Source organism: Candidatus Anaeroferrophillus wilburensis, assembly GCA_016934315.1.
GTDB lineage: Bacteria > Desulfobacterota > Anaeroferrophillalia > Anaeroferrophillales > Anaeroferrophillaceae > Anaeroferrophillus > Anaeroferrophillus wilburensis.
In genome coordinates this window covers 53,833-78,874 of sequence record JAFGSY010000045.1, presented here as the reverse complement: position 1 = coordinate 78,874, position 25,042 = coordinate 53,833, and the positions used below count along the sequence as shown (strand labels likewise).

The following is a 25,042-nucleotide window of genomic DNA, read 5'->3' as shown; positions in this document are numbered from 1 at the left end:
TAGTTTTATGTTTTATTTTATGCGTTTACCAAAACTTGACTGGCTAGTTTAACGTACGTTGTAAAAAGAACTTTTGACTGTCAAGATTCTTATCAATAATTCAATATTCCTCAATCTTTGCCAAACCACCAACCAAACAGGAATGCAACCATCAACGATACCAAGCTGCACGATTGTTGTGTTGGTTCCTGCTGAACCGCCAGCAACATGTTTTTACATGAGTCGGCGACGGCAGCCGAAGCGGCCGACAGGCCGGCAATCCATTCTTCAAGCCGGGCGAACTCATTATCGGCTTTGAGGTCGATGGTAATCGGTCTGTTGCTATCGTAATCAATGCTCTCAAATGCTATCAGCAGGTTTTTCAGCATCCGTTCCATGATCGCGGAGAACAGCAATTGCGCCCGCTCAAGGCCGGCTGGAAATGGTCGCTGCCAGAAATCGTGGTAGAAGCCGGCAAGCAGATCGATGTTGTCCAGGAATGATTCGCCAATGCTGCCGCTTAACACAGCCATGTCCTGCGTTACCCCGATAAATTTCGCGATATTCCTTGTTGCGGTTTCGAGATGTTCGTATGGCTCGCCGACGGCCGCCGGTCGGTCGATGAAAGCGCGATGCAGTTTGGCGATGGCTTTTTGTACCGTATCTTCCTGTAACGTGCATCCTGCCATGATCACACCGTCTTTACCATCACTCTCAACATCTGCTATGGTCCTGCCTGCTGTTTTGCATGACATACTTCCTAACAGGACAACCAATGAATGCAAACTTGTTGCATTCAGCCTTTTTCCCGGTCATAGCGTCATGCATAGCACGGCCACTGGCTCACAGGATGACCCTGTCAATCATTTTTTATAGTTTTTCAACGTCAGTTCCAGGCGTTCTTTGACTTTTTCCCGTAAACTTTCCGGTTCCAGCACTTCCACCTCGGGGCCGTAGCGCAAGATATCCATCAGCAACTCAGTGTCGTGGGAGTAGGGAAGGCAGAGAAGGTAGCAGCCCTCTTGGTCGATGGAGCCCTGCTGATCAGGATGCCATTCCTCCCGGGCAACCCAGCGGGCGCAGGCGGGGGAAAAGCGGAGAACCGCGTCGGTGGTTTGACAGCCGGCAAAAATCCCGTAGGTGGTGGTGAATTCCTGGTTGAGGGTATCTTCCGGGATCTCCTTGGCAATCTCCGGCAGCGGTGTGATGTTGTTGATGACATCCATGGCAAAACAGCGCAGATCGTCACGCAGATGACACCAGGCATCCAGATACCAGTTATCGCGATAGTAAACCAGGCGCTGGGGGGAGATGGTGCGGCTGAGCGTCTGGTCGGTGCCGCGGTTGTAATGGTGAATGTGCAGCTGGCGGCGATCCAGGAGGGCGGTCATGATGACCGGGAAATGGTTTTTCGGCACCGGCCGGGCGGCAAGATGGGAAACCTTGATACGTTTGGCCACCTCGCCGGCCGGGTGGCCACCGCTGCCAAGCAGTTTCCGCAGGCGTTGTTTCAGCGGGTCCAGATGGGAGCCGAGCAGGCCGGGCTGCAGATTGGTAAGCAGCGATTCCATGCTGAGCAGGGCGTGGAGTTCCGATTCGTTGAACCAGAGACCGGGTAGGACATATTGGGGCATGCCTGCCTGCGGCATACCGTACCGGTAGCCACTCATAGAGCGGTCCCAGATAATCGGCGCGTTGAGCCGGTCGCGGAGATATTCGAGATCCCGTTTGACGGTGGAGCGGGAGACCTCCAGCTCTTCCATGAACCGTGACAGGGGAACAGACGTTTTTTCCTTGAGGAGCAGGTCGATCTTGTAGAAACGCTCAGTGCGATCCATAAGCAACACCTCCAGGAAAGAATGTTCGTGACTATAACATTATTTTATTGTAATATCCATATGTATTGTAATGTAATGGATGTTTGAAAAGGGAGTTGTATTCCTGGGAATATCCGCAGGGAGGCGACCAATGAGCGGAGCTGTTTTCATCGGTACCAGCGGCTGGAGCTACACGGGCTGGAAGGATAGCTTTTATGCGGGAATTCCCAGGAAGGACTGGCTGGCCTATTGTGCCGGCAACTTTACCGGGATAGAGGTGAATACCACCTTCTATGGCCTCCAGAAGCGCTCTGTTTTTGAACGCTGGCGGGTGCAGACGCCGCCGGATTTCAGGTTTGCCGTCAAGGGCAACCGTTCTCTTACCCACAATAAAAAACTGCTGGCTCCGGCGAGCATGCTTTTGCGGCACAAGGAGAGGGTCGGCGGTCTGGGTGATAAGCTGGCGGCCATGCTTTGGCAGGTGCCGGCCAATCAGGAAAAAAATCTTGACCGGCTGGCGGAGTTTGTCCGGCACCTTTCCCGCTGGACTGAAACAAGGCATGTCATGGAGTTCCGCCATCTGTCATGGTTTGATCAGGAGGTGGCTTCCCTGCTGACCAGTCACCGGGTAGCCGTCTGCCTGTCCCACGCTGCTGCCTGGCCCCTGTGGGATTGTCTGACCACTGATTTTGCCTACCTGCGGCTGCACGGCTATCCAAGAACCTATGCTTCCAGCTATGGGCCGGCGGAGCTGGCCGGGTGGGCAAAGCGGATTCGGCAATGGCGCCGGGAAGGCTGCCAGGTGCATGTCTATTTCAACAATGATGCCGAAGGCGCCGCTCCCTATGATGCCCTGCGGCTGCTCGAACTCTGCCGGCAGCAGCCAATGGCTGATAATATGGAACTGCTGTAAGCGGCAGTCCGGTGTAATCGGTGGCCGGGAAGCGAGAAAAGATTTTTGGTATTGCTAAACCGCTGGTCTAGGGTTGGTGCTTGCGGCAGCAACAGAAAGGCGACACCATGGTCCATGATGTCGCCCGAGTTTCTGGAATGGCGGAGAGAGAGGGATTCGAACCCTCGGTGCAGGTTTCCCCACACACTCGCTTAGCAGGCGAGCGCCTTCAGCCGACTCGGCCATCTCTCCGTAGTAGATTGTCCTTGCTGTCCGTGATCACCCGGACTGTCCCGCTTGCCGGGTGAAAACTCAATAAATGGCGGAGGGAGTAGGATTCGAACCCACGGAGCTTTCACTCAACGGTTTTCAAGACCGCCGCCTTAAACCACTCGGCCATCCCTCCGAAAATTCCTTACCGGTTTCACCGGCGGTCAGCTGATAACCTCCAGACCGTTCATGTAGGGGCGCAGCACTTCTGGGACCACTATGCTGCCATCCTCCTGCTGGTAGTTTTCCAGGATGGCCACCAAGGTACGGCCCACGGCCAGGCCGGAGCCGTTCAAGGTATGGACATAACGGGTTTTGCCGCCCTCTTTCGGCCGGTAACGGATGTTGGCCCGACGGGCCTGGAAATCCTCAAAGTTGCTGCATGAAGAGATTTCCCGATAGGTTTCCTGTCCCGGCAGCCAGACCTCAATATCATAGGTTTTGCTGGCTGAAAAGCCTAAATCTCCGCAGCACAGGTTGACCACCTGGTAATGGAGGTTCAATTGCTGGAGAATAGTTTCCGCATTGGCCAGCAGCTTTTCCAGTTCGTCATAGGAATCTTCCGGGGCAGCGAATTTTACCAGCTCCACTTTGTTGAACTGGTGTTGGCGGATCAGGCCCCTGGTATCCTTGCCGTATGAGCCTGCTTCTTTGCGGAAACAGGGGGTGTAGGCGGTGTAGTAGGCCGGCAGCTCGTGGGCTTCGAGAATCTCATTCTGATAGATATTGGTTACCGGTACTTCCGCCGTTGGAATCAGGTAATAGTCAAGTCCCTCAATTTTGAACAGGTCGTCGGCGAACTTGGGCAGCTGACCGGTGCCGGTCATGGCATTTTTGTTGACCATGAAGGGGGGCAGGACTTCGGTATAACCATGCTTTTCGGTGTGCAGATCAAGCATGAAATTGATCAGGGCCCGTTCAAGGCGGGCGCCGGCCCCTTTGTAGAGGGTAAACCGGGCACCGGTAATTTTAGCACCCCGTTCAAAGTCAAGGATGCCCAGGTTTTCGCCAAGTTCCCAGTGGGCCCTGGGGGTGAACGAGATGGCCGGCTTGCTGCCCCAGGTGCGAACCACCGGATTGTCCTCTTCACCGCCGCCGGCCGGCACACTTTCATGGGGCATATTGGGAATCAGGTAGATTAATGAATAAAGCTGGTTGTCCAGTTCGCTGATCTGGGCGTCCAACTGCTTGATATCTCGGGATACTTCCCGCATCTCGGCGATTTGGTGACCGGCATCCTCCTTGTTTTTCTTTAGTTGGGCAATGATGTCGGAGCAGGTATTCCGCTTATTTTTCAGGGTTTCAGTTTCGGCCAGCAAGGTGCGCCGGCGCTCATCAATGGCACGGAATTCGGTCAGATCGAGGTTGGCGTTTCTGGCCCGCAGCATCTGTTCAATGCCGTCGATATTATTGCGGATAAATTTGAGATCAAGCATGATTTCCAACCCTGAAAACGCTTCGTGCTGCCCACCTGGGAAAAAAGGAGCGTATATATACTATCTCTATTTTTCTCTTGTCAATAAATTTGTTGGTGCCCAGGAGGAGGTGTAGAATGCTCTGTGCGGCTGATTGACAGGGGTGGACAGGTGGGGTATAGACAGCGTAGGCCCACAGCCGGCTTGGATGCCGATAGGCGCAGCAGGCCGGTGGTGTGGGACCGGGGCGGAATGTTTGGTTTGATTGCGACAAGGTTTTGAGCATGGAAGAGATGTTTCAGATAACGCTTCCGGATGAGCGATTTACTCTCCAGGCAACGGTCGTGATTTCAGGTGGTGATATTGTGGTTACGGTAACGGGCGGCAGCCGCCCCCATGTGGGGGGAGTGTCTTTGGTTGCCGGTAGCGGCGACCAGCCTTTTGCCGGAGTGCTGGTATTGCCGGGCCATCGGGAGGATGAGCCGGCGCTGGCGATGGCCGGCAGGCTTGCCGCTGCCAGCGGCCGGACGGTGGCCGTGGTTGCCGGTATGCACTGGGATGATCTGACTCGTGACGAGATAACCTTGATTCGCAAAAATTGGCTGAGGCTGGCGGATCTGATTATTGCCCGGCTGGAAAGCGACAGGCTGACATAGGAGGTATGCAGATGGGCGGTAAACGCATTGTGGTGGCCATGAGCGGTGCTTCCGGGGTGATCTATGGGATCCGGATTTTATCAATGCTGGCGGCCGCCGGCGAAACCAGCGATCTCATCATTTCGTCCACCGCCCGCCGGATTATTCCCGTTGAAACCGACTATACCGTCTCCCAGGTGGAAGAACTGGCGGGCACCTGCCATGCCGAAGATGATCTGATGGCTGATATTGCCAGCGGTTCAACCCTGGTGGATGGGATGGTTATTGCCCCCTGCTCGATGAAAACCCTGTCGGCAGTGGCCAATTCCTATGCGGACAGTCTGCTTACCCGGGCCGCCGATGTCACGCTCAAAGAACGGCGGCGGCTTATTCTTATGGTTCGGGAGACTCCTTTCCATCGGGGCCATCTGGAACTGATGCTCCGGGTTACCGATATGGGGGGTATTATTCTGCCCCCGATTCCTTCATTCTATCACCAGCCTCAAAACATTGATGAACTGATTGAGCAGACCATCGCCAGGGTGGGGGATCTGCTGGGAGTCAGTCATCAATGCGGCCGGCGCTGGGGAAATTCCTGATAGGTTGCCGGTATCCGGAACGCTGTCCCCGGGCAGCTCAACCTCTTGTGAATGTTCTGCAAGGCCGTTTATTGTTGTTTCTCACCCAGACATGTTCCCTATGAATTCAGTCAGGGCCAGGCCACATCCTGGATGTTAGGATGTTTTGCTTTACATGGGTGCTCTATTAAGGGTATACTGTAGAATTATTTTTCTAACCTGTACGTAAGAGTAGTGTCGATGAAACTTCCACAGTTGAAAATTGGTCATCTTGATGTTGATCTGCCCATCATTCAGGGTGGGATGGCGGTCAGCGTCTCCACTTCGGAGCTTGCCTGTGCCGTTGCTGAAGAAGGCGGTGTCGGGGTTATCGGTGGCACCGGCCTCAGCATGGAGGATTTGAGCCGCCAGCTGCGGGAAGCCAGGGCCATGACCAAGGGGCTGCTGGCACTGAATATCATGGTTGCCGCCAGGAGCTTCAAGGACGCTGTCTATGAGGCCCTGCGTCAGAAGGTTGATGTGATTATTGCCGGGGCCGGGTTTTCCAAGGATGTCTTCGGCATTTGCCGGGAATGGAAAACGCCTCTGATTACAATGGTTTCTTCTGTGAAAGTGGCCAAACTGGCAGAAAGGCTCGGAGCTTCCGCTGTGGTTGTCGAAGGTCGGGATGCCGGCGGTCATCTTGGGACTGAGGAAAAAACCGAAAGCCTTTTGCCGGCTATCTGCAATGCGGTTTCCATCCCGGTGATCGCCGCCGGCGGCTTTGTCAACGGCAAGGATGTGGGCCGGGTGGTGGAGATGGGGGCTGCCGGTGTCCAGATGGGAACCCGCTTTCTGCTCAGCTCCGATTGTACGGTTCATGATAATTTTAAACAGCTGTTGATGAAATCGAAAATCAGCGATCTGGTGCGGATTCTCAGCCCTGTGGGGCTGCCGGCCAACGCGATCAAAACGCCGCTGGTGGAAAAACTACTGGCCGGGGATCAATCCATCAGACCGGAAAGATGTACCGGCTGCTTGAAGAAGTGCAGCGGCAGCTTCTGTATCCTGGAAGCGTTGAGGCGGGCCAGGGACGGGGATTATGAACGGGGACTGTTTTTTACCGGCAGCAACTTCCCGGCCATCAATAAAATCCTCTCTGTCAAGGAGATTATTCATGACTTGATTGAGGATGCCCGTTCTTACCTGGCAGGGGATGAAGGCCAAGCCGTTTCCTGACCGGAGGGCGTTGGCTAAGGCCTTCCAGACGGCTGGCCATAGCTTCCAGGAGCGGGGGCATGGTCTGCGGATCTCTGGCAACCACAAACAGGCCGCCATAGCGTTTTTTCAGCAGTGCTTGCCATGCTGGTGTGATGAGGTCGGTCTTGTTGAAAACCAGCAGCTGGGGAATGGTATGCAGATCCAGGGAGGCAAGGATTTCCTGGACAGTTTCCATGTGCTCCTGCAGCTGTTCATCGGCACTGTCCACCAGGTGAATCAGTAAATCAGCTTCATGAAGCTCTTCCAGGGTGGTGCGGAACGCATCCAGCAGATCTTTGGGCAGCCGTCGGATGAAACCGACCGTGTCGGTGATGATAATTTCCTGCTCCCGGGGCAAGCGCAGCTTCCTGGTTATGGGATCCAGGGTGGCAAATGGAAGATTTTCGGTGAAAACAGCACTTTTGGTCAGGGTGTTCAAAAGGGTTGATTTTCCCGCGTTGGTGTAGCCAACAATCGAAACCAGCGGCAGCTGGTTTTTTTTTCTTTTTTTTCTGGCGTTGACCCGGCTTTTTGCCATTTTCTGCAGTTTTTTCTCCAGGGTGGTGATCCGTTCCCGGCTTCGCCGCCGATCAATTTCCAGGGTGGTCTCACCCGGGCCGCGACTGCCGATGCCGCCGGTTAACCGGGAGAGGGCGGTGGTTTTGGCCGAAATCCAGGAAAGCCGGTATTTCAGCTGGGCCAGTTCAACCTTCAGTTTTCCTTCACGGCTCTGGGCCCGCCGGGCAAAGATGTCGAGAATGAGCAGGGTTCGGTCAATAACCTTGAGGTCGGTAATCTCCGAGATGTTGCGCGCCTGCATCGGGGTCAACTCCTGGTCGAAGATCAGCAGGTCAATGCCCTGTTCCATGGCTGAAATGGTGATTTCCTGCAGCTTGCCGGTACCCAGGGCGGTTCGCGGATCGAGGCGGCGGCTCTGGATATAGGAGCCGGCCACCTGCAGGTGGGCACCCCTGGCCAGTTCAGCCAGTTCGGCAATCGAGTCTTCCAGCGCCAGCCGCGGTTCCGGGGCGACGCTGATGATGAAGGCTTTCTGGTATGTTGGTGATTTTGTTTCATGGGCGAAACTGCCGACGATCTCCTGCTCCAGCGACTTGATCAGGGTGGTGAAGGAGAGGTCGATGGCAGCCGCTGAGAATGGTTCCAGAATCTGGTAGTTCGGCTGGTGATCATCGCCGCCCGGCTTCAGGTGGGCTATATGGAGCTTTTTGGGCAGACCGCTGGGGGTGGTGGTGATGACCCCCATGAGATCCAGCCGCAGCATGGCCAGGTCGGCGAGGTCCTCACTGTCGATGCCCTGTTCACCCAGGTGGACATGCAGGCAGCGCAAGCCCCGCAGGCGCCCATGGCCAAGCCGGTATTCATGGAGTGACGGGATGGTAATCCCCTGGCTGGTGCCGATCATGACGTGGGTGATGCGTCCCTGGCGATTGATCAGCACTCCCAGCTGCCGCCCGGTTTCGGCCGTCAAACCGGCAAGATAGCGGGCTAGTTCTTCGGTGATGATCTGATCGGCGGGAATGCGGCGGCGGAAAACCTTTTCGATATTTTTGAGCTGTTTTGGCTTCAGGCCGGCAGTGTTTCCTTCGAGAGATGGCATTTCAGACTCTATCTGCAGCTTAGGTGGTCAGGGTCGCAGCAATGGGGAGCCATTGGGGAAAACACTATTTTCGGGACCGGCATGGTGGAAGTTTCTTTCAGGCTGGCAAGGATAACAATCACTGTACGCACCATAGGGGTTTCCTGATGAAAAGTCAACAACATGAAGCATCATCGACCGGCGCTGCGGCCGTCGGCATTCCTGCTGCCCGGGCATTTGGACACCTGTGGCAGGTAATCCGGCGTCTGCGTGCCCCGGGGGGCTGTGCCTGGGATCGGGAGCAGGATTTTACCACCATGAAGCCGAGATTTCTCGAGGAGGTGTATGAGTTTATTGATGCCCTTGAACAGGGTGACCAGGATGGCATGCAGGAAGAACTGGGAGACCTGTTTTTTCACCTGCTGTTCATGTCCCTGCTGGGTGAAGAACGGGAATCCTGGACGCTGGAAATGATTTTAACCGGCATTGCCGAAAAGCTTATTCGCCGGCACCCGCATGTGTTTGCTCACCAGGCGACGGTGCAGACAAGTTCTGAGGTGATCAATCAGTGGGAGGAGATAAAAAAGCGGGTTGAAGGTAAGGATTATCAGTCTTTATTGGATAATGTTCCCCGATCTTTGCCGCCTTTTCAAAAAGCCCTGGTCCATGGTAGAAAGTGCCACAAAATCGGTTTTGACTGGCCTGCAGCGGCCGAGATCCTGCCTAAAATCCGCGAAGAATTGCAAGAGGTTGAAGAAGCAATGGCGGCCGGCGAACCAGAAGCGCTGGCGGAAGAGCTGGGAGATGTGCTGCTGGTGCTGGTAAGCTTGCTCCGTCATCTTGATTTAGATCCTGATCACGTGATGCGGTCGGCCAACCGTAAATTTGAAAAGCGTTTTCGTTTTATGGAACAGGCTGCCCGTTTGGCTGGAGACGAGTTGGCTCATCTGAGCCTTGATGAGCAGGAAGCCCTGTGGGAGCAGGCGAAGGAACATACCGACTGACCTGTGGATAAGTTGGTGAAAGTTCTGCTAATGGCCGGGAATTATTAAGAAAATATTAATATTCCCATTCCGTTGAGTGCAAAAAACATAGTGAAAACAAGTAGTTGGTTATTGGATGCGGAATTCCTCAATCATTTCAATGGATTTTCAGGTTATCCACAATTGCTGTGCAAAACGTGTGGATAAGGTTGTGGAGAAGTTGTTTATAGGTTGCCATCTTGATGAAATCAAGCGAACTTTTTGTCCAGCCAAACCATGGTTGATCCGTCGGATTTTCAGCGGCGGTGGACCTCATGCTCCAGCGGTATTGCTGACTCTGTGATGATCCGGTTGAGGGTGGTTATGAGATTGACAGAGCTCAAGGATCAATGATATCCTTTGCCCTTAGTTCGCCTGTTATGCTACGGCAATAAGCGGGGGCAACTGACGTCTTGAAGTCAGGGCGGGGAGTTTGCCGAAGCTGAAAAAAGGAGGGAACCATGTTGCAGTATGAGAAGATCCTGATAGCGGTTGATTTCTCTGAAATTACCAGTGATGTGGTTGATGTTGGCTGTCGTTTTGCCAAGGATTATGGGGCCAGCGTAAAGTTGTTGCATGTGGTGGAGGAAGGATTTCTTCTCCTTGGCCTTGATGGCTTGTCATTGCCAGCCGAGGATCTGGAAAGTATCAGGTCGGTTGTGGAATCCCGCAAGAAGTCCGGTCAGGAGAAGATGGTTGAACTGCTGGAACGTGGTCGGCAACTGGGGGTTTCCTCCATCGATGGTGAGGTGGTGGAAGGATATCCCGCCAGCACCATCGTTGATGCAGCAAGCGAACAGCATAGTGATGCAATCTTCATGGGGTCGCACGGCTGGTCGGGGATCAAGCGGTTTCTGATGGGAAGCGTGGCAAATAATGTGGTGAAAAATGCCAAATGTTCCGTCATGGTGGTGCGACGGCAACAGGGAGAAATAAACGATGATTGATCGCTATACCAGGCCCGAGATGGGGGCAATCTGGAGCGAAGAGAATAAATATAAATCCTGGCTGCAGGTGGAGGTTGCCGCGTGTGAGGCGATGGCCGAGCAGGACCTGATTCCGGCTGAAGCCGCGCGGACCATCAGTGAAAAGGCTGATTTTTCCGTTGCCCGGATTGATGAAATTGAGCAGGAAGTCCGCCATGATGTTATTGCCTTTCTGACCTCGGTGGGCGAGTTTGTCGGGCCTGATTCCCGTTTTATCCATTTGGGGATGACCTCCTCGGATGTTCTTGATACTGCCCTGGCTTTGCAGCTGAAAGAAGCGGGAGAGCTGATCCTTGACGGCATAGACCGGTTGCTGACCGTACTGGAGAACAAGGCGCACCAACATCGTGATTGTGTGATGATCGGCCGGTCCCATGGCATTCATGCAGAACCGATCACCTTTGGCCTCAAGCTGGCTATCTGGTATGATGAAATCAGGCGGCAGCGTTGCCGTTTTCTCCAGGCGCTCGAAGATATCTCCGTTGGTAAAATCTCCGGGGCGGTGGGTACCTTTGCCAATATTGCCCCGGTGGTTGAAGAATCGGTATGCCGCAAGTTGGGATTAAAGCCGGCGCCGGCTTCGAGCCAGATCGTGCAGCGCGACCGTCATGCTTCGTTTTTTACCGTCCTTGCCCTGCTGGCTGGCTCCATTGAAAAGTTTGCAACCGAGATTCGTCATCTCCAGCGGACCGAGGTGGGCGAGGCAGAGGAGTTTTTCCATGCCGGCCAGAAGGGGTCTTCCGCCATGCCCCATAAAAGGAATCCGATTCTTTCGGAGAACCTCTGCGGCCTGGCCCGTCTGGTTCGGGCAAACGCCCTGGCGGCGATGGAAAATATGTCCTTGTGGCACGAACGTGATATCAGCCATTCGTCAGTGGAGCGGGTCATTGCCCCGGACTCCACTATTTTGATTGATTTCATGCTTCACCGGGTAACCGGGGTGATTGATAAACTGGTTGTCTATCCCGAACGCATGCAGGAGAATCTGCAGTTGACCGGCGGAACCTTCTTTTCCCAGGGTATTCTGCTGGCTTTAGCCCGCCGGGGTATCAGTCGTGAGCAGGCCTACCGTTGGGTTCAGAGAAATGCCATGAAATCATTTGAATCCGGTACGTCTTTCAAGGAAAATCTACTGGAAGATGGTGAGGTTATGGCTGTGCTGCAACCGGATGAAGTGGAAAATCTTTTTTCTGTCGAACATCATTTACGCCAGATACCGGTTATTTTTGACCGGGTTTTCGGCACCAAAGGAGTTGAGTGATGACCAGAGGGGAAAAACTGTACGAAGGCAAGGCTAAAATAATTTATGCCACCGATGATGCTGATCACCATATCCTCTATTTCAAGGATGATGCCACCGCCTTTGACGGGACCAAGAAGGGGACGATTGTCGAAAAGGGCGTCCTCAACAACCGCATCTCCACCCATCTGTTTGAGATGCTGGAATCCAAGGGGATTGCGACCCACCTGGTGAAGAAACTCTCGGATCGTGAAGTGCTGGTTAAAAGTGTCAGAATTATGCCGGTGGAAGTGGTGGTCCGCAACACCATTGCCGGTAGCCTGGCCAAGCGCATGGGTAAGCCTGAGGGCGAGTCCCTGCCGTTTCCGATTGTCGAATATTACTACAAGGATGATTCCCTGCATGATCCGATGATCAATCGGGACCATGTGCTGGCCTTTTCCCTGGCAACCGCGGTCCAGATTGATCAGGCCCGGGAGCTGGCGCTGAAAATCAACGATATCCTGCGGCAGTTTTTTGCCGATCGGGAGATTCTGCTGGTGGATTTCAAGCTGGAGTTTGGTGTCTTTCACGATCAGGTGCTGCTGGCGGATGAGATCTGTCCGGATACCTGCCGGTTGTGGGATGCCCGCAGTCTGGAAAAAATGGATAAAGACCGCTTTCGCCGTGATCTTGGCAAGATAGAGGAAGCCTATCTTGAGGTCAGCCGGCGGGTATGTGAGCCTGTCTGAGCTCTAGGTGAGAGATGGCAATACATAAAATTTCCGTGCAGTTGGCGGGGAAAAGCTACCCGATAATGATTGGTTCAGGTATGCTTGCCGGCGTCAATGATGAGATGCACCTGCCCCATTTTCGCGGCAAACGTGGTGTTATTATCACCAACGAAACGGTGGCGGCCCTGCATCTGAACCAGTTGCTCGATCTTTTTGCCCGTACCGAGTACGATGTCGCGCCGATTGTTATTTCTGACGGGGAACAGTACAAAAACCAGGAAACCCTTTTTTCCCTCTACCGGAGCATGTATGATGCCGGCCTGCAACGGGATGGGTTCGTCTGTGCATTCGGCGGCGGGGTTATCGGTGATCTGGCCGGCTTTGCTGCGGCCACCTATATGCGGGGCATTGATCTGCTGCAGGTACCAACCACCCTGCTGGCCCAGGTTGACAGTGCCATCGGCGGCAAAAACGGCATCAATCTGCCGGTGGGCAAAAATCTGGTGGGTACGTTCTATCAGCCGCGGGCGGTCATTTCTGATGTTGATCTCCTGACCACCCTGCCGGAGGAAGAGTTCTACAGCGGCTTGGGAGAGGTCGTCAAATATGCCTTGATTGCCGGTGAAGATTTTGTTTCCTTTCTGGAGATGAATCATCAGGGCATCTTGGCCAAAAATCCTAAAATTCTTGCCAGCATGCTGCACTACTGTTCACGGATTAAAGCTGATTTTGTTGCCCGGGATGAACTTGAGCAGCTGGGTGTACGGGCTATTTTGAATCTTGGTCATACCATGGCTCACGCCCTTGAAAAGGCCGGCGCATACCGGGGGATCAAGCATGGTGCTGCGGTGGCCATCGGTCTGGCATACGTGGCGTATCTGTCTGTTGAGGCTGGCTTTCTGGCAAAAGAGGAACTGCGGCGGATTACCGCGTTGCTCGAGCTTTTTGGTCTTCAGGGTATTGCTCCCGATGATGTGAGTGCCGACGAACTGCTGGCGGTTATGGAGCGCGACAAAAAAGTTGCCAACGGCAAGCTCAACATGGTTCTTTTGCGTAATATCGGCCAACCCTTCGTCCAGAGCAACATCAGCCGTGAGCATCTACTGGCTGCTCTGGAAAAATGCCGGCAGCCTCTGGGCCATGAAGGTGAACAGGACCGTGCCTAGCGGCCAGGAATCACAGCCTTTGCTGACCGTTAAGGATCTGCAGAAAAAATTTCCCGTACGGGGTGGAGGGTTGTTTGCCCCGCAGGGGACGCTGACCGCTGTTGATGGGGTGAGCCTGAGCATCCAACCGGGTGAAACGGTCGGTTTGGTGGGGGAGTCCGGCTGCGGCAAATCAACCTTGGGGAAGTTGCTGCTTCGTTTGGAAACCCTTGACCGGGGGGAAATCTTTTTTCATGATATTTCCATAGGGAGATTGACTGAACGACAGCTGCGGCCTTATCGCCGCCGGTTTCAAATGATTTTTCAGGATCCCTACTCATCCCTGAACCCGAGGATGAGAGTGCGGAAGATCATTGAAGAACCCCTGATTATTCACCGTCAGGGTAAGGCGGCCTGGCGGCGCCAGCGGGTCGATGAACTGCTCGATGTTGTCGGCCTGGATGCCGAAGTGGGCAACCGTTATCCCCATGAGTTCAGTGGTGGTCAGCGCCAGCGGGTCGGCATCGCCAGGGCTTTGTGCCTGAACCCTGAGTTTGTGGTTGCCGATGAGCCGGTATCGGCTCTTGATGTTTCCATCCAGGCCCAGATTCTTAATCTGCTGCTGGATCTGAAAGAGCAGTTTCAGCTGACCATGCTGTTTATTTCCCATGATCTCAGTGTGGTGAAACTGGTTAGTGATCGAATTCTGGTAATGTACCTGGGCAGGATTGTCGAAGAAGCGGCTGGTGATGTTCTGTATCGGGAGCCTTTGCATCCCTATACCCGCTTGCTGCTGCAGTCAATTCCTTTGCCTGATCCCCGTCAGCGGCGAAAAAAAGTCACGGCGCCGGCCGGCAGCAGTCGGGCAGCGATGGGAACCGGCTGCCCTTTTTATGCCCGTTGCCATGAACGTCTGCCCCGGTGTGCCGTGGAGATGCCGCAGTTGCAGCAGGCCAATGGCACACAGCACAGGGTAGCCTGTCACCTTTATTTTCCTTAGGATATTTCGTTATGTCTTCAACGTCCAATATCTCAATTTTTATTGCTTTTACCGCCGGTTTACTTTCTTTTGTTTCACCCTGTGTACTGCCCCTGATTCCGTCGTATCTGACCTATATTACCGGGATGTCTTTTGACGATCTGGTGGAATCAAAAAAGCGATCGGTCCGCCGACAGACGCTTATCCATTCCCTGCTCTTTATTCTGGGCTTCAGCCTGGTGTTTGTGGCTATGGGAGCCTCGGCCACGTATCTCGGGAACTTTTTTCAGCAGAATCAGGCGCTGATCAGGAAAATTGGCGGCCTGGTGGTCATCCTGCTCGGTATTCATATCACCGGTGCTTTTAAACTGAAGTTTCTTGAGCGGGAACGAAGGGTGGAATTCAAAAACAAACCGGTGGGTTATGTGGGCTCGGTGCTGGTGGGAATCGCCTTTGCCGCCGGTTGGACACCCTGCATCGGTCCCATCCTGGCCAGCATTCTGCTCTATGCCAGTACGTCGCAGCAGATGGCCACCGGCATCATCCTGCTGGTCTTCTATTCCCTCGGTCTGGGGCTTCCCTTCCTCATTGCTGCGCTGGCATTCAACTCATTCCTGGCCTATTTCGCCCGGTTGAACCGTTACCTGCGCATAATCAGCATGGTCAGCGGCATATTCCTGATTATTATTGGTTTGCTACTCTTTTTCAACTATTTATCCGCGCTTTCCCAGTATATTACCATCGTTATACCCCAAGCAGGAGGTTGAGTAAACTATGTCGAAATTATGGATTCCCCTGGTGGAGTTATTGGGTTTTTTTATCGGTATCTGCGGCATTGCCGTCTGGATATTGCACGAGATGTATACCATTGCTACGGTGGCAATCGGGGTTGGCGGGGTGATGATTATCATCGGTATGCTGGCAGAGAGATTTATCGTCGGCTACTACGAGGACTGACAACGGTCCGTGGATTTGAACGTGTGCTGCAAAAAAAGCCGGGAGGAACATCTGTTCCTCCCGGCTTTTTTTCTTGGTAATACCCCATTTTTTTCATTACTTTGTCATTGCGGGTTTCCGAGGCTGAAGGTATTAAATCTGGTCACATCCTGCTAGCCCAGGGCAACTGCAGCATTTTCCGCGGCCAGCATCACCTGGTATGCCAAGGGCGAGGCGGTAAGCAGCGGATGGGTGGCATACTGCATGGTGGCCAGCTGTTCAGCCGTCATTTCCCCCTGGATGGCAACGGCAATGATGTTGACCATGTCGGCAGAGGCCTCACCACCGCTTATATGGCCGCCTACAATAACGCCGTCACTCTTGCGGAACAGGAGTTTGGCTTTCATGTCGGGAATGCAGCCGGGCAATCCGCCGGGATGACGGTTTGGTGCCTGTGCTTCGCCGATGACCACTTCAATTCCTTCATCAGCCGCCGCTTTGGTGGTCAGGCCGGCGGCGGCAATACTCCGATTCCCCACCGTGGTGCCAAAGGCCCCCAAAGCACCCATGGTTTTTCTTGGAATACCGTAAAGGTTGCTGGCCGCAATCATGCCTTCAGAACAGGCAACCGAAGCCAGACGGATGCCGGTCGGTTTGCCGGTAATCAGGGAAAATTTACTGGCGCAGTCGCCGGCTGCATAGATGTCAGGGTCATTGGTCTGCATAAATTCATTAACCACAACCCCGCTCCTGGGATCGGCATCAATATCACCCTGTTGGGCAAGGTCGATGTTGGGGATTGCCCCGATGCCGATAATAACGATGTCGGCTGGAATGCTTTTACCGTTAGCCAGTTTGACAGCGGATACGGTGCCATTACCTTCCAGGGCTTCAACACGGCTGTTGGTCAGCACGTTGATTCCCATTTTCCGCAGTTCGTTTTCCGCCTGCAGGCAGAACTCTTCTTCGCAGGCCAGCATCAGGCAGTGGGGCAGCATCTCGATGATGGTTACCTGCAGAGATGAACCACTTTCTTCGGCGGTGCAGAAATAATCTTTGCAGGTGGCGCCGCCCATTTTGGCAATCTGTTCAGCCATCTCAACGCCGATGAAGCCACCGCCGATGACCACGACATTTTTCGCTTTCTGTAAACGGGTATAAATGAGCTGCAGATGTTCGGGATCTTTTTTAATGGTAAAAACGTTGCCCAGGTCAATGCCGGGCATGGGGGGCAGGAGAGGTTTTGATCCGGAAGCCAGAATTAGTTTGTCGTAGGCCAAGGTGTCATGTGCTGCGAAAGTGACGGTTTTTTTATCGCGCTGAATAGCGGTGACCGTATCATGAATAATCTCAATCCCCATTTCTAGAAACTTATCATCAGCAATAATGTCTTTCTGTACGGCACCCAACGTACCATAGATATAGGGGATGCCACAGGGAACCGGCGTCTGTGTCACGTCGCGGACCAGTAAAACCTTTTTTCCCGGATAGCGTTTTCTTAAGGTGATTGCCGCCATCAGCCCGGCGGCCGAACCACCAATAATTGCCACATCTGCTGTTTTCATCGGAAAACTCCTCCCTTGATTAAAGTCAATGTATAGCAATATAGTAATAAGGTTGAAATCGCTTATTTGTAATCCCTTTTAGGAATGCTGTCAAGAAGAGATTGGGGGATGGGGGATGACCTTTACCAGGAGAACCTTGTTTGCGGCCACCCGGATGACCGATAGCCTGGCGGCATCAATCTCGATGATATCGCCGGCAACGGGGATTCTGCCCAACTGGGAGAGGATGAAGCCTGACAGGTGCAGGTAGCGGTCTTCTTCGGGAATCTGCACGGAGGGTATTTCAAGGTTGAAGCGGCGGATGGAGATGTCCGCCCGGACCAGATAGGTGCCATTTTTCAGGGCAATGATTTCCGCTTCAGATCCTTCATCCATCTCATCTTTTAATTCGCCGACAATCTCTTCGATGAGGTCTTCAACGGTTACCAGGCCTTCCATGCCGCCATACTCATCGACAACAATCGCCATGTGCGTTTTATGCTGCCGGAAAGTCTCCAGCAGGGTATCAAGGGGCATGATTTCCGGAATGAAAAGTACCGGCCTGATGATCTGGGCCAGAGAAAAGGTTTTGCCGAACTGATGGGTCAGCAGGTCTTTGATGTGGATGATGCCGACAATATCTTCCTGGCTTTTGCTGAACACCGGATAGCGGGAATAGCCTGCATCTCTAACCAGACGCTGGATTTCCGCGTAAGGGGTGTTCATGTGGATCATGGTTACTTCCTGGCGGGGAACCATGATTTCCTTGACAGTGGCCTTTTCAATTTCCAGGATATTATGCATCATCAGCGATTCATGGTGATTCAAAGCTCCTTTTTCCCGGCCGCTGAGAATGAAGGATTTGATCTCCTCATCAAACAGGGGCTCAGTGTGGCCGGTCCTGGCAACGTCCAGGACCTTGATCATCTGGTTGGTAAAGATGTTCATTAGTCGGGTCATCGGTCTCATCAGGCGGATAATCAGGTTAAACAGGCCGGCTATTTTCAGAGCAATGGTGTCAGAGCGCGAGGCTGCGTAGGTTTTTGGGGTGATCTCGGCAAAAATTAACAGAATTGCCGTAACGACTACCGTAGAGATTACCACCCCCTTATTGCCAAAGAAATAGACGCACAGATAAGTGGCCAGAGCCGAGGCCGCCACATTGACAAAATTGTTGCATACCAGGACCGTGGCGATGAATTCCTGGGGGCTCTTGAGCGTTTTTTTCAGTTGTCTGGCCTGGCCTTCATATTTTTTGCTATAGTAGCGGAGGCGGTAACGGCGAAAGGTGAGCAGGGCGGTTTCAGTGCCGGAGAAAAAAGCTGACAGGAGTACTAACAGCAGGAAGAGGGCGGTCAGCAGAGCAATGGTGGCACTGTCCATGGCGACGGATTATTCTCTTTACAAAAATGGAATTATCTTTTAGATTTAACAACTTTTGCGTGCCGCGAAGCTGGAACAGTTATCCTGCCATGTGGTTTTCGCGGGGTTTTGCCAGCTGTTGCGAGTTCATCAAAGTATAGTTAAGAGTAGTATGTCTGTCAACTATTGCCTGACTAAACGAAAAGAATGAAAGTCAAAGAACTGACCATACAGGGGTTTAAATCCTTTGTCCATCGGACCCGTATACCGTTGCATGCCGGGATTACGGTGGTTGTCGGGCCAAATGGCTGCGGCAAAAGCAATATCCTTGATGCTCTTCGCTGGGTTATGGGGGAGCAGCGGCCTTTGCAGTTGCGAGGCAAAGCGATGGGGGATATGGTTTTCAACGGAACCAACCGCCTCAAGCCCGCTGGTCTGGCTGAGGTGCATCTGACCATGACCGGCCGTGGCCAGCCATTGCCCCCGCCCTATGAGCAGTATGCGGAATTGATGATTTCCCGCCGGATGTTCCGTCAGGGGGATTCGGAATACTTTCTGGCCAAAGTTCCCTGCCGCCTGAAAGATGTTGCTGCGCTTTTTCGTGATACAGGCATTGGCGCCAAGGGCTATGCTTTCATCGAACAAGGACAGATTTCGCACATTATTACCGCCAAGCCGACCGAGATTCGCTTTATGTTTGAAGAGGCGGCCGGCGTTTCCAATTTCCAGATTCAGCGGCAGGAAAGTTATCGTAAAATCAGGGAGAGTGAGGAGAATCTCGACCGGCTCCATGATATCATCCATGAAGTGGCTAAAAATCTCAAGAATCTGCAGAAACAGGCCCGCCAGGCAAAAAAGTACCGCCGCCTCCAGGAGGATGAAAAAACTCTGGATCAGCAGCTCTATGTTTATCGCTACCGTCAGGTGGAGGATGATCTGGGTCCCTTGAGGGAGGAAGTGCGACGCTGGCAGCGCGAGGTGGAAGCCAAAGAACAGGAGCGTTCGTCAGTTGGTGCTGAGTTGGATAACTTGACTGCCAAGGGGCGTCAACTGACTCTGCAGCTGGACGAGACCCGGGAACAGCTGAGCAGCCGTAAAGAGGAGCTGGTTGCCGCCCATTCCCGGATTACGTTCCTTCTCCAGGAGCAGGAAACTGTCCGGCGCCGCCTAAAAGAGGCCAGTGATCGACAGCAGCGCCTGCAGCGCAGAAAAACCGAATTGCAGAAGACAGCCGGGGAACATGCAGGTCTCTTGTCAGAGGTTGTAGCGCGTCTGCAAAAGCATAATGAGGAACGTCAGAGCTGTGAAGAGGCCTATGAGACGGAAAAACAGACCGTTGCCCGTTTGGCCAGTGAGCAGGCTGCCGCCCGGGAAGAGCTCTTTCAACTGATGACCAGGGAAAGTCGGACAAAGAATGAACAGCTGCTCAATCAGGAGAAGATAAAGCATCTTAAGCAGCGTCGTTCCCAGTTGGAAGATATCAGCCAGCAGGCATCAGGGGAGTTGGCGGCTCGCCGGCTGCTGGTGGAAAAACTCGAAAAAGAGCTGGCTGAACAGCAGGCAAACCAGCAGCAGCTGCAGCGGCAGAAAGAGCAGCTGACGGCCGATCTTGCAACGCAGAAGGAGAAGTATGGCAAGGCGGAACAGGAACGGCAGAACGTTGCCGACAGGTTAACCGCTTGCGACCGGCAGTGGCATCAGCTGCATATCAAGGTTTCCGAAGGTTTTGGTTTTACCGAGGGGATGAAGGAGGCTTTGCGGGCCGAGTCCGGCGATCGTATCCTCCATTCGTTCTGGGATGTCTTTGCCGAGGTGCCCACTGAATGGGAACAGCCGCTGGAACTGTTTATCCGCCAACTTTGTGAAGGACTGGTGATTGCCGACCAGAGCGTGGTCCATGCTTTCATTGGCCGTCAACGGCAGCGGGATCGAGTGGCTGTTCTCCAGCCGCGCCAAAACCTTTTGTCGGTGGATGGTTGCGCCATCCTGTCTCAGGTGATTCCCACGTTGGCCGATATAGTCGCCGTTAAAGAAGAATTTCAGGATGTGGTTTTGCCATTGCTCAAACGTACCTACGCAGTTGCTGATGGTGATGCCGCCCTGGCCCTGCTGGATGAATTGCCGGTTGATTCCTATGTCCTTAGTAAAACTGGTGAAATCTACGCTGGTAACGGCTGGTTCTGGGTCGGCAATAGTAAAAAAACCAGCAGCAATGAGCTGCTATCCCTGCGGCGCCAGCAGGATGAGGCTGAGCAGGATCGGGAAATTGCCCGGCAGCAGCTTGCAGATCAGGACCGGGTGTTGGAGGATCTGCAGGCCGGGGGCGCGGCTATTAGCGCAAAGTATCATGCCTGTCTACAGGAATTGGAGCCGCTTGATGAGGCTATCCGGCAGGGTAAACGCCAGTTGCACGACAGCCTGCATGAGCAGAATCGTCTCGTGACGTCAGCTCGACATGCTGATCTTGAGATGACCCAATTGCGGGTTCAGGAAGCGGATCTCGCGGAAGCAGTTGCCGCCGGAAGTGAAGAGATTGGCGCCGCCGCTGATCTCAGGGCAGCGCAGGAACGGCAATTGACCAAACTGGTCGCTCTCCACCAGGAAGGGGAGCGGCAGATGCTTGCTGCTCAGGAAATGCTGGCTGATAAAAAGGTCATTCTGGCCTCCTTGAATGCCGAGCAGGCTCAGGTGAAACGCGAGATCGACCGGTTTGCCGTCGAAGGGGAACAGCTTGATCGCCAGTATGCCGCCCTGACCCGGGACATCAGCGCCGATTCCGCGAAACTTGAAGGGTCGGTGGCCGGTCTCAATGAAACGAGGGAGGGAATTGCGGCCTTGGAAAAGGTTGTCGCTGATCATGAACAGCGGCTGGCTGGCAGGGTGCGGGAAAGAGAATTCCTGGAGGAAAAGCTGGGCAGCCAGCAGGCGCATATGCGAGAACTGGAATCGTTGCTGGCTGACTGGCGCCCCCGGTTGCTTGATGCCCGGCTTGCCCTGCAGGACAGTGAACATCGCCAGCGCCAACTGATGGACTCCTTTGTTCAGCGCTACGGTTTTTCCCTGCCTGATCATCTGCGGGAGACAGGGGTTGCCCAGCAGGAGTTCAAAGAGGATGAAGCGGTTGCTAAGCTGAAAAATATTCGCTCCTGGATCGCTAATTTCGGGCAGGTTAACCTGTTGGCCCTGGAAGAGGAGGAGGAGGTGCAGCAACGCTACGATTTCCTCAAAGAGCAGGAGGCTGATCTGCTTTCTTCCATTCAGGCAGTTCGTGAAGCTATCGAGAAAATGGAAAAAACCTCCAGGGAAAAGTTTCTTGCCACCTTTTTTCAGGTGCGGGACCATTTTTCCCAATTGTTCAGCGAATTGTTTGATGGCGGCCGGGCGTCGTTGAATATTACCGATGAGGACAACCTCTGGGAAGCAGGAATCGAAATTACGGCAGCGCCACCGGGCAAGCGGATGCAGAATCTGCGACTCTTTTCCGGTGGTGAAAAAGCCCTGTTGGCCATCGCCCTGATTTTTGCCTTTTTCAAAGTTAATCCGGCGCCGTTTTGCGTCCTTGATGAGGTGGATGCCCCCCTCGATGATGCCAATATCGGCCGCTTCAACCAGCTGGTGAAAAAGTTTGCCGCCCACAGCCAGTTTCTCATTATTACCCATAACCGGCGGACCATGACCATCGGTGATTTTCTCTACGGGGTAACCATGGAAGAGGATGGGGTTTCCAAAGCGGTGTCGGTACAACTTGCTGACTATGACCGTACAACCGAGCAGCCCCTGCCGGCCGCCGAAGAGTTGGCTGGATGATGGCGGCAGGATAGGGCGGAGAGCGAATAGCATTATGACGGATACAAGAAAAAAGGGTTTTATCGGGCGCTTGTTTTCGCGCCGGCAGGAGGATGAGCCCTTCGCTGAAAGTGGAGAGGAGGCGGCCGCTGGGGATGAACTGCCGGTGGAGCCTGAAACCGCAGGCGGGTCGGCCTCGGCAACCGTAGAGTCTCCTGTGGTGGAGGAAGAAACCGCGGTGGCTGACGGTGGCGGAGGGGATGTTCCGCAACCGCAACAGGAGTCGGAAGCGGGAGCGACCGGTCTGTTCTCCCGGTTGAAAAACGGTTTGCAGAAAACCCGCAAACGTTTTGTCGGGACCCTGGATACGCTTTTTTATGGCAAGAAGGAGATTGATGAGGAGTTCCTTGAGCAGCTGGAGGAGATTCTGCTGACGTCCGATCTTGGAGTGCAGACCAGTTATCGTTTGTTTGCCGAGGTGGAGGAACAGGTCAGCCACCAACTGCTGGAGGACCCGGTTCAGTTGCGCAGATTTTTGCAGCAGGAGATTGGCAGAATTCTCCAGACGGCCGAGCAGCCTTGGGAGATTACGGCAAAACCATACGTGATCATGGCGGTCGGTGTGAACGGCGTCGGTAAAACGACAACCATCGGCAAGCTGGCTGCCATCTTTGCCTCCCAGGGGAAAAAGGTGATGCTCGGGGCGGCAGATACCTTTCGGGCGGCAGCCATTGAACAGCTGGAGGTCTGGTCTGAAAGGGCAGGGGTGCCCCTGATCCGCCAGAAGATGGGAGCTGATCCGGCGGCCGTTTCGTTTGATACGGTCACATCAGCAATGACCAAAGAGGTCGATGTGGTTATCATTGATACCGCCGGCCGTCTGCATACCAAAGTGAATCTCATGGACGAGTTGAAGAAAATGAAGCGGGTGGTTGGCAAGGCGCTTCCCGGGGCTCCCCATGAGATTCTGCTGGTTCTTGATGCCAACACCGGGCAGAATGCCATCAATCAGGCACGCATGTTTCACGAAGCCCTGGGGATAACGGGACTGGTGATGACCAAGCTTGACGGCACGGCGAAAGGTGGGGTTATTGTCGGTGTCTGTGATGAATTGAAACTGCCGGTCCGTTATATCGGGATTGGTGAACAGCTCGATGATCTCCGACCATTTAAGGCGGATGATTTTGTCAATGCCCTTTTTGAGCGAGTCTTGTAATCAGTAAAGAATAGAAACTTTCTGAGGGACAGTACCGCCCATGAGCCGGGAAACCGAACTTGACGATCTTGAGCTCGATAAATTGCTTGAGGATGATGACTTCCTGGAGGATTTCGATTTTGACGACCTCTCGGACAACCTTCAGGAACAGGAAGAGGAACCGGTTCCTGAAGTGGAGAGAACTGTTGGTACACCGGTCACCAACGAACCTGTTGCGGTTGAACCGGGAGGTGGCGAGCAGGGTGGCCGGCTGGCTGTTCTGCAACCATTGTTTTTTCTCCTTGCAGTGGGAGCGGGTGGGCTGCTGCTCATCCTGCAGTTTTATCTGGCCCTCGGGGTCTTCCGGCACCAGCCAATCATCAGGACAGGGCCGCGCGAGATTGCCATCGCTGATATTATTACCCGGCAACTGAGCGAATTAGAAGATGAAGAACTGCCGGCTGAAGTACTTCCGCCTGAGATTGTTGCCTTTCGATTTCATTATCCCCTCTATTCCCTCCATGGCCTTCAAGTGTTGGGAGTTGATGTCAAACTATGCTATGTTGCCGGCGAGACGGTGCTTCCCTCTCCTGAGCAAGTCAAGCAGTTGAAACAGGAGATTCACGGGGCTCTGGCTGCCAAGGTTGACGGCCGCTTGCTGGATGAACTGGGCGATCAACCCGAGAAGTTGTTTGACGGGTTGATTTGGGAAACCCTGATTGCCGTGCTGGAACAGTGGAATCTTCAGCCGGACAGGATCGATTTGGAAAACCTGCTGATTCATTAGCTCTTTTGCCTTGTCATGACCTTTCCCCTTGAACAGCTGACTGCCTGCCTCCGTTCTTTTCCTTCGCTGCTCCTTGCCTACTCTGGAGGAGTTGATAGCTCACTGCTCCTTGAAGTGCTGCGGACCGAGGCTGATATCCCTTTCAGGGCGGTTTTTATAGATCATCCAGGATTGCTTGATGGAGAACGGCAGGCGGCATTATCCGTCATCCAGGCGGTTGGCGGCCTGGTGGAAACCCTTTCCCTGCAGGAGATGGAGAAGGTCTGGAGCGGCCGGCAGTCGGAGCGCTGCTATTACTGCAAACACCTGTTTTTCAGCCGGCTGTTGCGCTTGGCTGATGATCTGCAGCTGGCTGTTGTCTGTGATGGTACCCATGCCCAGGATGATCCCGCCCGGCGGCCGGGAATGAAAGCCCTTGAAGAGCTGGGGATCATGAGTCCATTACGGCTCACCGGGTGGACAAAGGAGATGATTCGTCACCAGGCCAGGATTATGGGATTGTCATGCTGGGACCGACCGGCCCGTGCCTGTCTCGCTGTTGCTGTTAAGGGTCCAGTTACCGGGAATCTCCTGCAACACCTTACCCTCCTTGAAACGTTTACTTCGCATGCCCTTGCCATTCCGGTGCGTTTCTGCATCGATGATCAGCAGCTGATTCTTCGGGCAATGGACCACCACCATCAACAGGTCAGGAGGCTGGTGGCGGGGGATGAATTTCAGGCGCTGATCCGGTCGATGGGGTTTATGCAGGTTGTCATTGAGTCGCTGACCGGCGGAGCAAGGCGGTAATATTCCACTGGACATGACCGACGGTGCTGTTCGGAAACCTGTTTCCATATCCATCAGGGACTATTCTTACAAATGAAGATGGCGCTGGCACTCCCGTGCCAGCGATAATGTCTGCCAGCTGAGTGCTGGTATTTTC

22 protein-coding genes and 2 tRNA genes are annotated in these 25,042 nt (G+C 53.8%); 16 read left to right on the top strand and 8 right to left on the bottom strand.

From position 1 onward, the window contains the following. Nucleotides 1-110: 110 nt before the first annotated feature. Entirely contained in the window at nt 111-668 is a 558-nt protein-coding gene (locus JXO50_12060; protein ID MBN2333825.1) for a hypothetical protein, read from the bottom strand. A gap of 174 nt (nt 669-842) precedes the next feature. Next, nucleotides 843-1,817, bottom strand: coding sequence for a YafY family transcriptional regulator (locus JXO50_12055; GenBank protein ID MBN2333824.1), 975 nt, complete (start codon nt 1,815-1,817; stop codon nt 843-845). A 130-nt stretch (nt 1,818-1,947) separates the two neighbouring features. On the opposite strand from JXO50_12055, the gene JXO50_12050 reads away from it, so the two are divergent. Beyond that, the gene (locus tag JXO50_12050) at nt 1,948-2,709 is read left to right on the top strand and encodes a DUF72 domain-containing protein (protein MBN2333823.1); all 762 of its coding nucleotides are present in this window, start codon (nt 1,948-1,950) and stop codon (nt 2,707-2,709) included. Nucleotides 2,710-2,847: 138 nt separating this feature from the next. Here JXO50_12050 and JXO50_12045 read toward each other — a convergent pair. From JXO50_12045 to serS, 3 genes are all read right to left on the bottom strand, one after another. Further along, nucleotides 2,848-2,940: transfer RNA gene (locus JXO50_12045), tRNA-Ser, on the bottom strand. A 68-nt stretch (nt 2,941-3,008) separates the two neighbouring features. Further along, nucleotides 3,009-3,094: transfer RNA gene (locus tag JXO50_12040), tRNA-Ser, on the bottom strand. A gap of 28 nt (nt 3,095-3,122) precedes the next feature. Further along, on the bottom strand, nt 3,123-4,394 hold the full coding sequence (gene serS / locus JXO50_12035; GenBank protein ID MBN2333822.1) for a serine--tRNA ligase: 1,272 nt from the start codon (nt 4,392-4,394) through the stop codon (nt 3,123-3,125). Between the two features lie 263 nt (nt 4,395-4,657). On the opposite strand from serS, the gene JXO50_12030 reads away from it, so the two are divergent. The 3 genes from JXO50_12030 to JXO50_12020 all read left to right on the top strand — a co-directional run bounded on the left by JXO50_12030 (nt 4,658) and on the right by JXO50_12020 (nt 6,804). Then, nucleotides 4,658-5,029 carry a hypothetical protein gene (locus tag JXO50_12030; GenBank protein ID MBN2333821.1) on the top strand — a complete coding sequence of 124 codons (372 nt, stop codon included), beginning with the start codon at nt 4,658-4,660 and terminating at the stop codon, nt 5,027-5,029. 11 nt (nt 5,030-5,040) lie between these two features. Then, nucleotides 5,041-5,607, top strand: coding sequence for a UbiX family flavin prenyltransferase (locus tag JXO50_12025; protein ID MBN2333820.1), 567 nt, complete (start codon nt 5,041-5,043; stop codon nt 5,605-5,607). A gap of 219 nt (nt 5,608-5,826) precedes the next feature. Next, the gene (locus JXO50_12020) at nt 5,827-6,804 is read left to right on the top strand and encodes a nitronate monooxygenase (GenBank protein MBN2333819.1); all 978 of its coding nucleotides are present in this window, start codon (nt 5,827-5,829) and stop codon (nt 6,802-6,804) included. On the opposite strand, the gene hflX is transcribed toward JXO50_12020, so the two are convergent. Beyond that, nucleotides 6,737-8,443 (bottom strand): GTPase HflX, encoded by a 1,707-nt coding sequence (hflX, locus tag JXO50_12015; protein MBN2333818.1) that lies wholly within the window; start codon nt 8,441-8,443, stop codon nt 6,737-6,739. The two genes, JXO50_12020 and hflX, sit on opposite strands and share 68 nt — an antisense overlap. 146 nt (nt 8,444-8,589) lie before the next feature. Between hflX and mazG the strand changes: the two genes are divergently transcribed. The 8 genes from mazG (at nt 8,590) to JXO50_11975 (ending at nt 15,464) form a co-directional block, all read left to right on the top strand. Continuing rightward, nucleotides 8,590-9,426 (top strand): nucleoside triphosphate pyrophosphohydrolase, encoded by an 837-nt coding sequence (mazG, locus tag JXO50_12010; GenBank protein MBN2333817.1) that lies wholly within the window; start codon nt 8,590-8,592, stop codon nt 9,424-9,426. Nucleotides 9,427-9,905: 479 nt separating this feature from the next. Next, nucleotides 9,906-10,391, top strand: a complete 486-nt coding sequence (locus JXO50_12005) for a universal stress protein (GenBank protein MBN2333816.1) — start codon at nt 9,906-9,908, stop codon at nt 10,389-10,391. Next, nucleotides 10,384-11,691: an adenylosuccinate lyase gene (locus tag JXO50_12000; protein ID MBN2333815.1), complete on the top strand. Its 1,308-nt coding sequence runs from the start codon at nt 10,384-10,386 to the stop codon at nt 11,689-11,691. Before JXO50_12005 ends, JXO50_12000 begins: the two co-directional genes overlap by 8 nt. Next, nucleotides 11,691-12,401, top strand: a complete 711-nt coding sequence (locus tag JXO50_11995) for a phosphoribosylaminoimidazolesuccinocarboxamide synthase (protein ID MBN2333814.1) — start codon at nt 11,691-11,693, stop codon at nt 12,399-12,401. The genes JXO50_12000 and JXO50_11995 overlap by 1 nt, the downstream gene beginning before the upstream one ends. Before the next feature lie 14 nt (nt 12,402-12,415). Next, entirely contained in the window at nt 12,416-13,549 is a 1,134-nt protein-coding gene (gene aroB / locus JXO50_11990; protein ID MBN2333813.1) for a 3-dehydroquinate synthase, read from the top strand. Then, nucleotides 13,524-14,528 (top strand): ABC transporter ATP-binding protein, encoded by a 1,005-nt coding sequence (locus tag JXO50_11985; GenBank protein ID MBN2333812.1) that lies wholly within the window; start codon nt 13,524-13,526, stop codon nt 14,526-14,528. The genes aroB and JXO50_11985 overlap by 26 nt, the downstream gene beginning before the upstream one ends. Before the next feature lie 11 nt (nt 14,529-14,539). Then, on the top strand, nt 14,540-15,274 hold the full coding sequence (locus tag JXO50_11980; GenBank protein MBN2333811.1) for a cytochrome c biogenesis protein CcdA: 735 nt from the start codon (nt 14,540-14,542) through the stop codon (nt 15,272-15,274). Between the two features lie 7 nt (nt 15,275-15,281). After that, nucleotides 15,282-15,464 (top strand): hypothetical protein, encoded by a 183-nt coding sequence (locus tag JXO50_11975; protein ID MBN2333810.1) that lies wholly within the window; start codon nt 15,282-15,284, stop codon nt 15,462-15,464. A gap of 152 nt (nt 15,465-15,616) precedes the next feature. Here JXO50_11975 and JXO50_11970 read toward each other — a convergent pair whose 3' ends face one another. Both JXO50_11970 and JXO50_11965 read right to left on the bottom strand, forming a co-directional pair. After that, on the bottom strand, nt 15,617-17,008 hold the full coding sequence (locus JXO50_11970) for an FAD-dependent oxidoreductase (GenBank protein MBN2333809.1): 1,392 nt from the start codon (nt 17,006-17,008) through the stop codon (nt 15,617-15,619). 90 nt (nt 17,009-17,098) lie between these two features. After that, the gene (locus JXO50_11965) at nt 17,099-18,370 is read right to left on the bottom strand and encodes an HlyC/CorC family transporter (GenBank protein MBN2333808.1); all 1,272 of its coding nucleotides are present in this window, start codon (nt 18,368-18,370) and stop codon (nt 17,099-17,101) included. 186 nt (nt 18,371-18,556) lie between these two features. On the opposite strand from JXO50_11965, the gene smc reads away from it, so the two are divergent. From smc to JXO50_11945, 4 genes are read left to right on the top strand one after another with little or no spacing between them, the layout of a single operon-like run. After that, entirely contained in the window at nt 18,557-22,156 is a 3,600-nt protein-coding gene (smc, locus tag JXO50_11960) for a chromosome segregation protein SMC (GenBank protein ID MBN2333807.1), read from the top strand. Between the two features lie 34 nt (nt 22,157-22,190). Continuing rightward, nucleotides 22,191-23,351, top strand: a complete 1,161-nt coding sequence (gene ftsY, locus JXO50_11955) for a signal recognition particle-docking protein FtsY (protein ID MBN2333806.1) — start codon at nt 22,191-22,193, stop codon at nt 23,349-23,351. Nucleotides 23,352-23,391: 40 nt separating this feature from the next. After that, nucleotides 23,392-24,117 carry a hypothetical protein gene (locus JXO50_11950; GenBank protein MBN2333805.1) on the top strand — a complete coding sequence of 242 codons (726 nt, stop codon included), beginning with the start codon at nt 23,392-23,394 and terminating at the stop codon, nt 24,115-24,117. A gap of 15 nt (nt 24,118-24,132) precedes the next feature. Continuing rightward, complete coding sequence (locus JXO50_11945; GenBank protein MBN2333804.1) at nt 24,133-24,906, top strand: hypothetical protein; 774 nt, start codon at nt 24,133-24,135, stop codon at nt 24,904-24,906. Nucleotides 24,907-25,042: the final 136 nt, after the last annotated feature.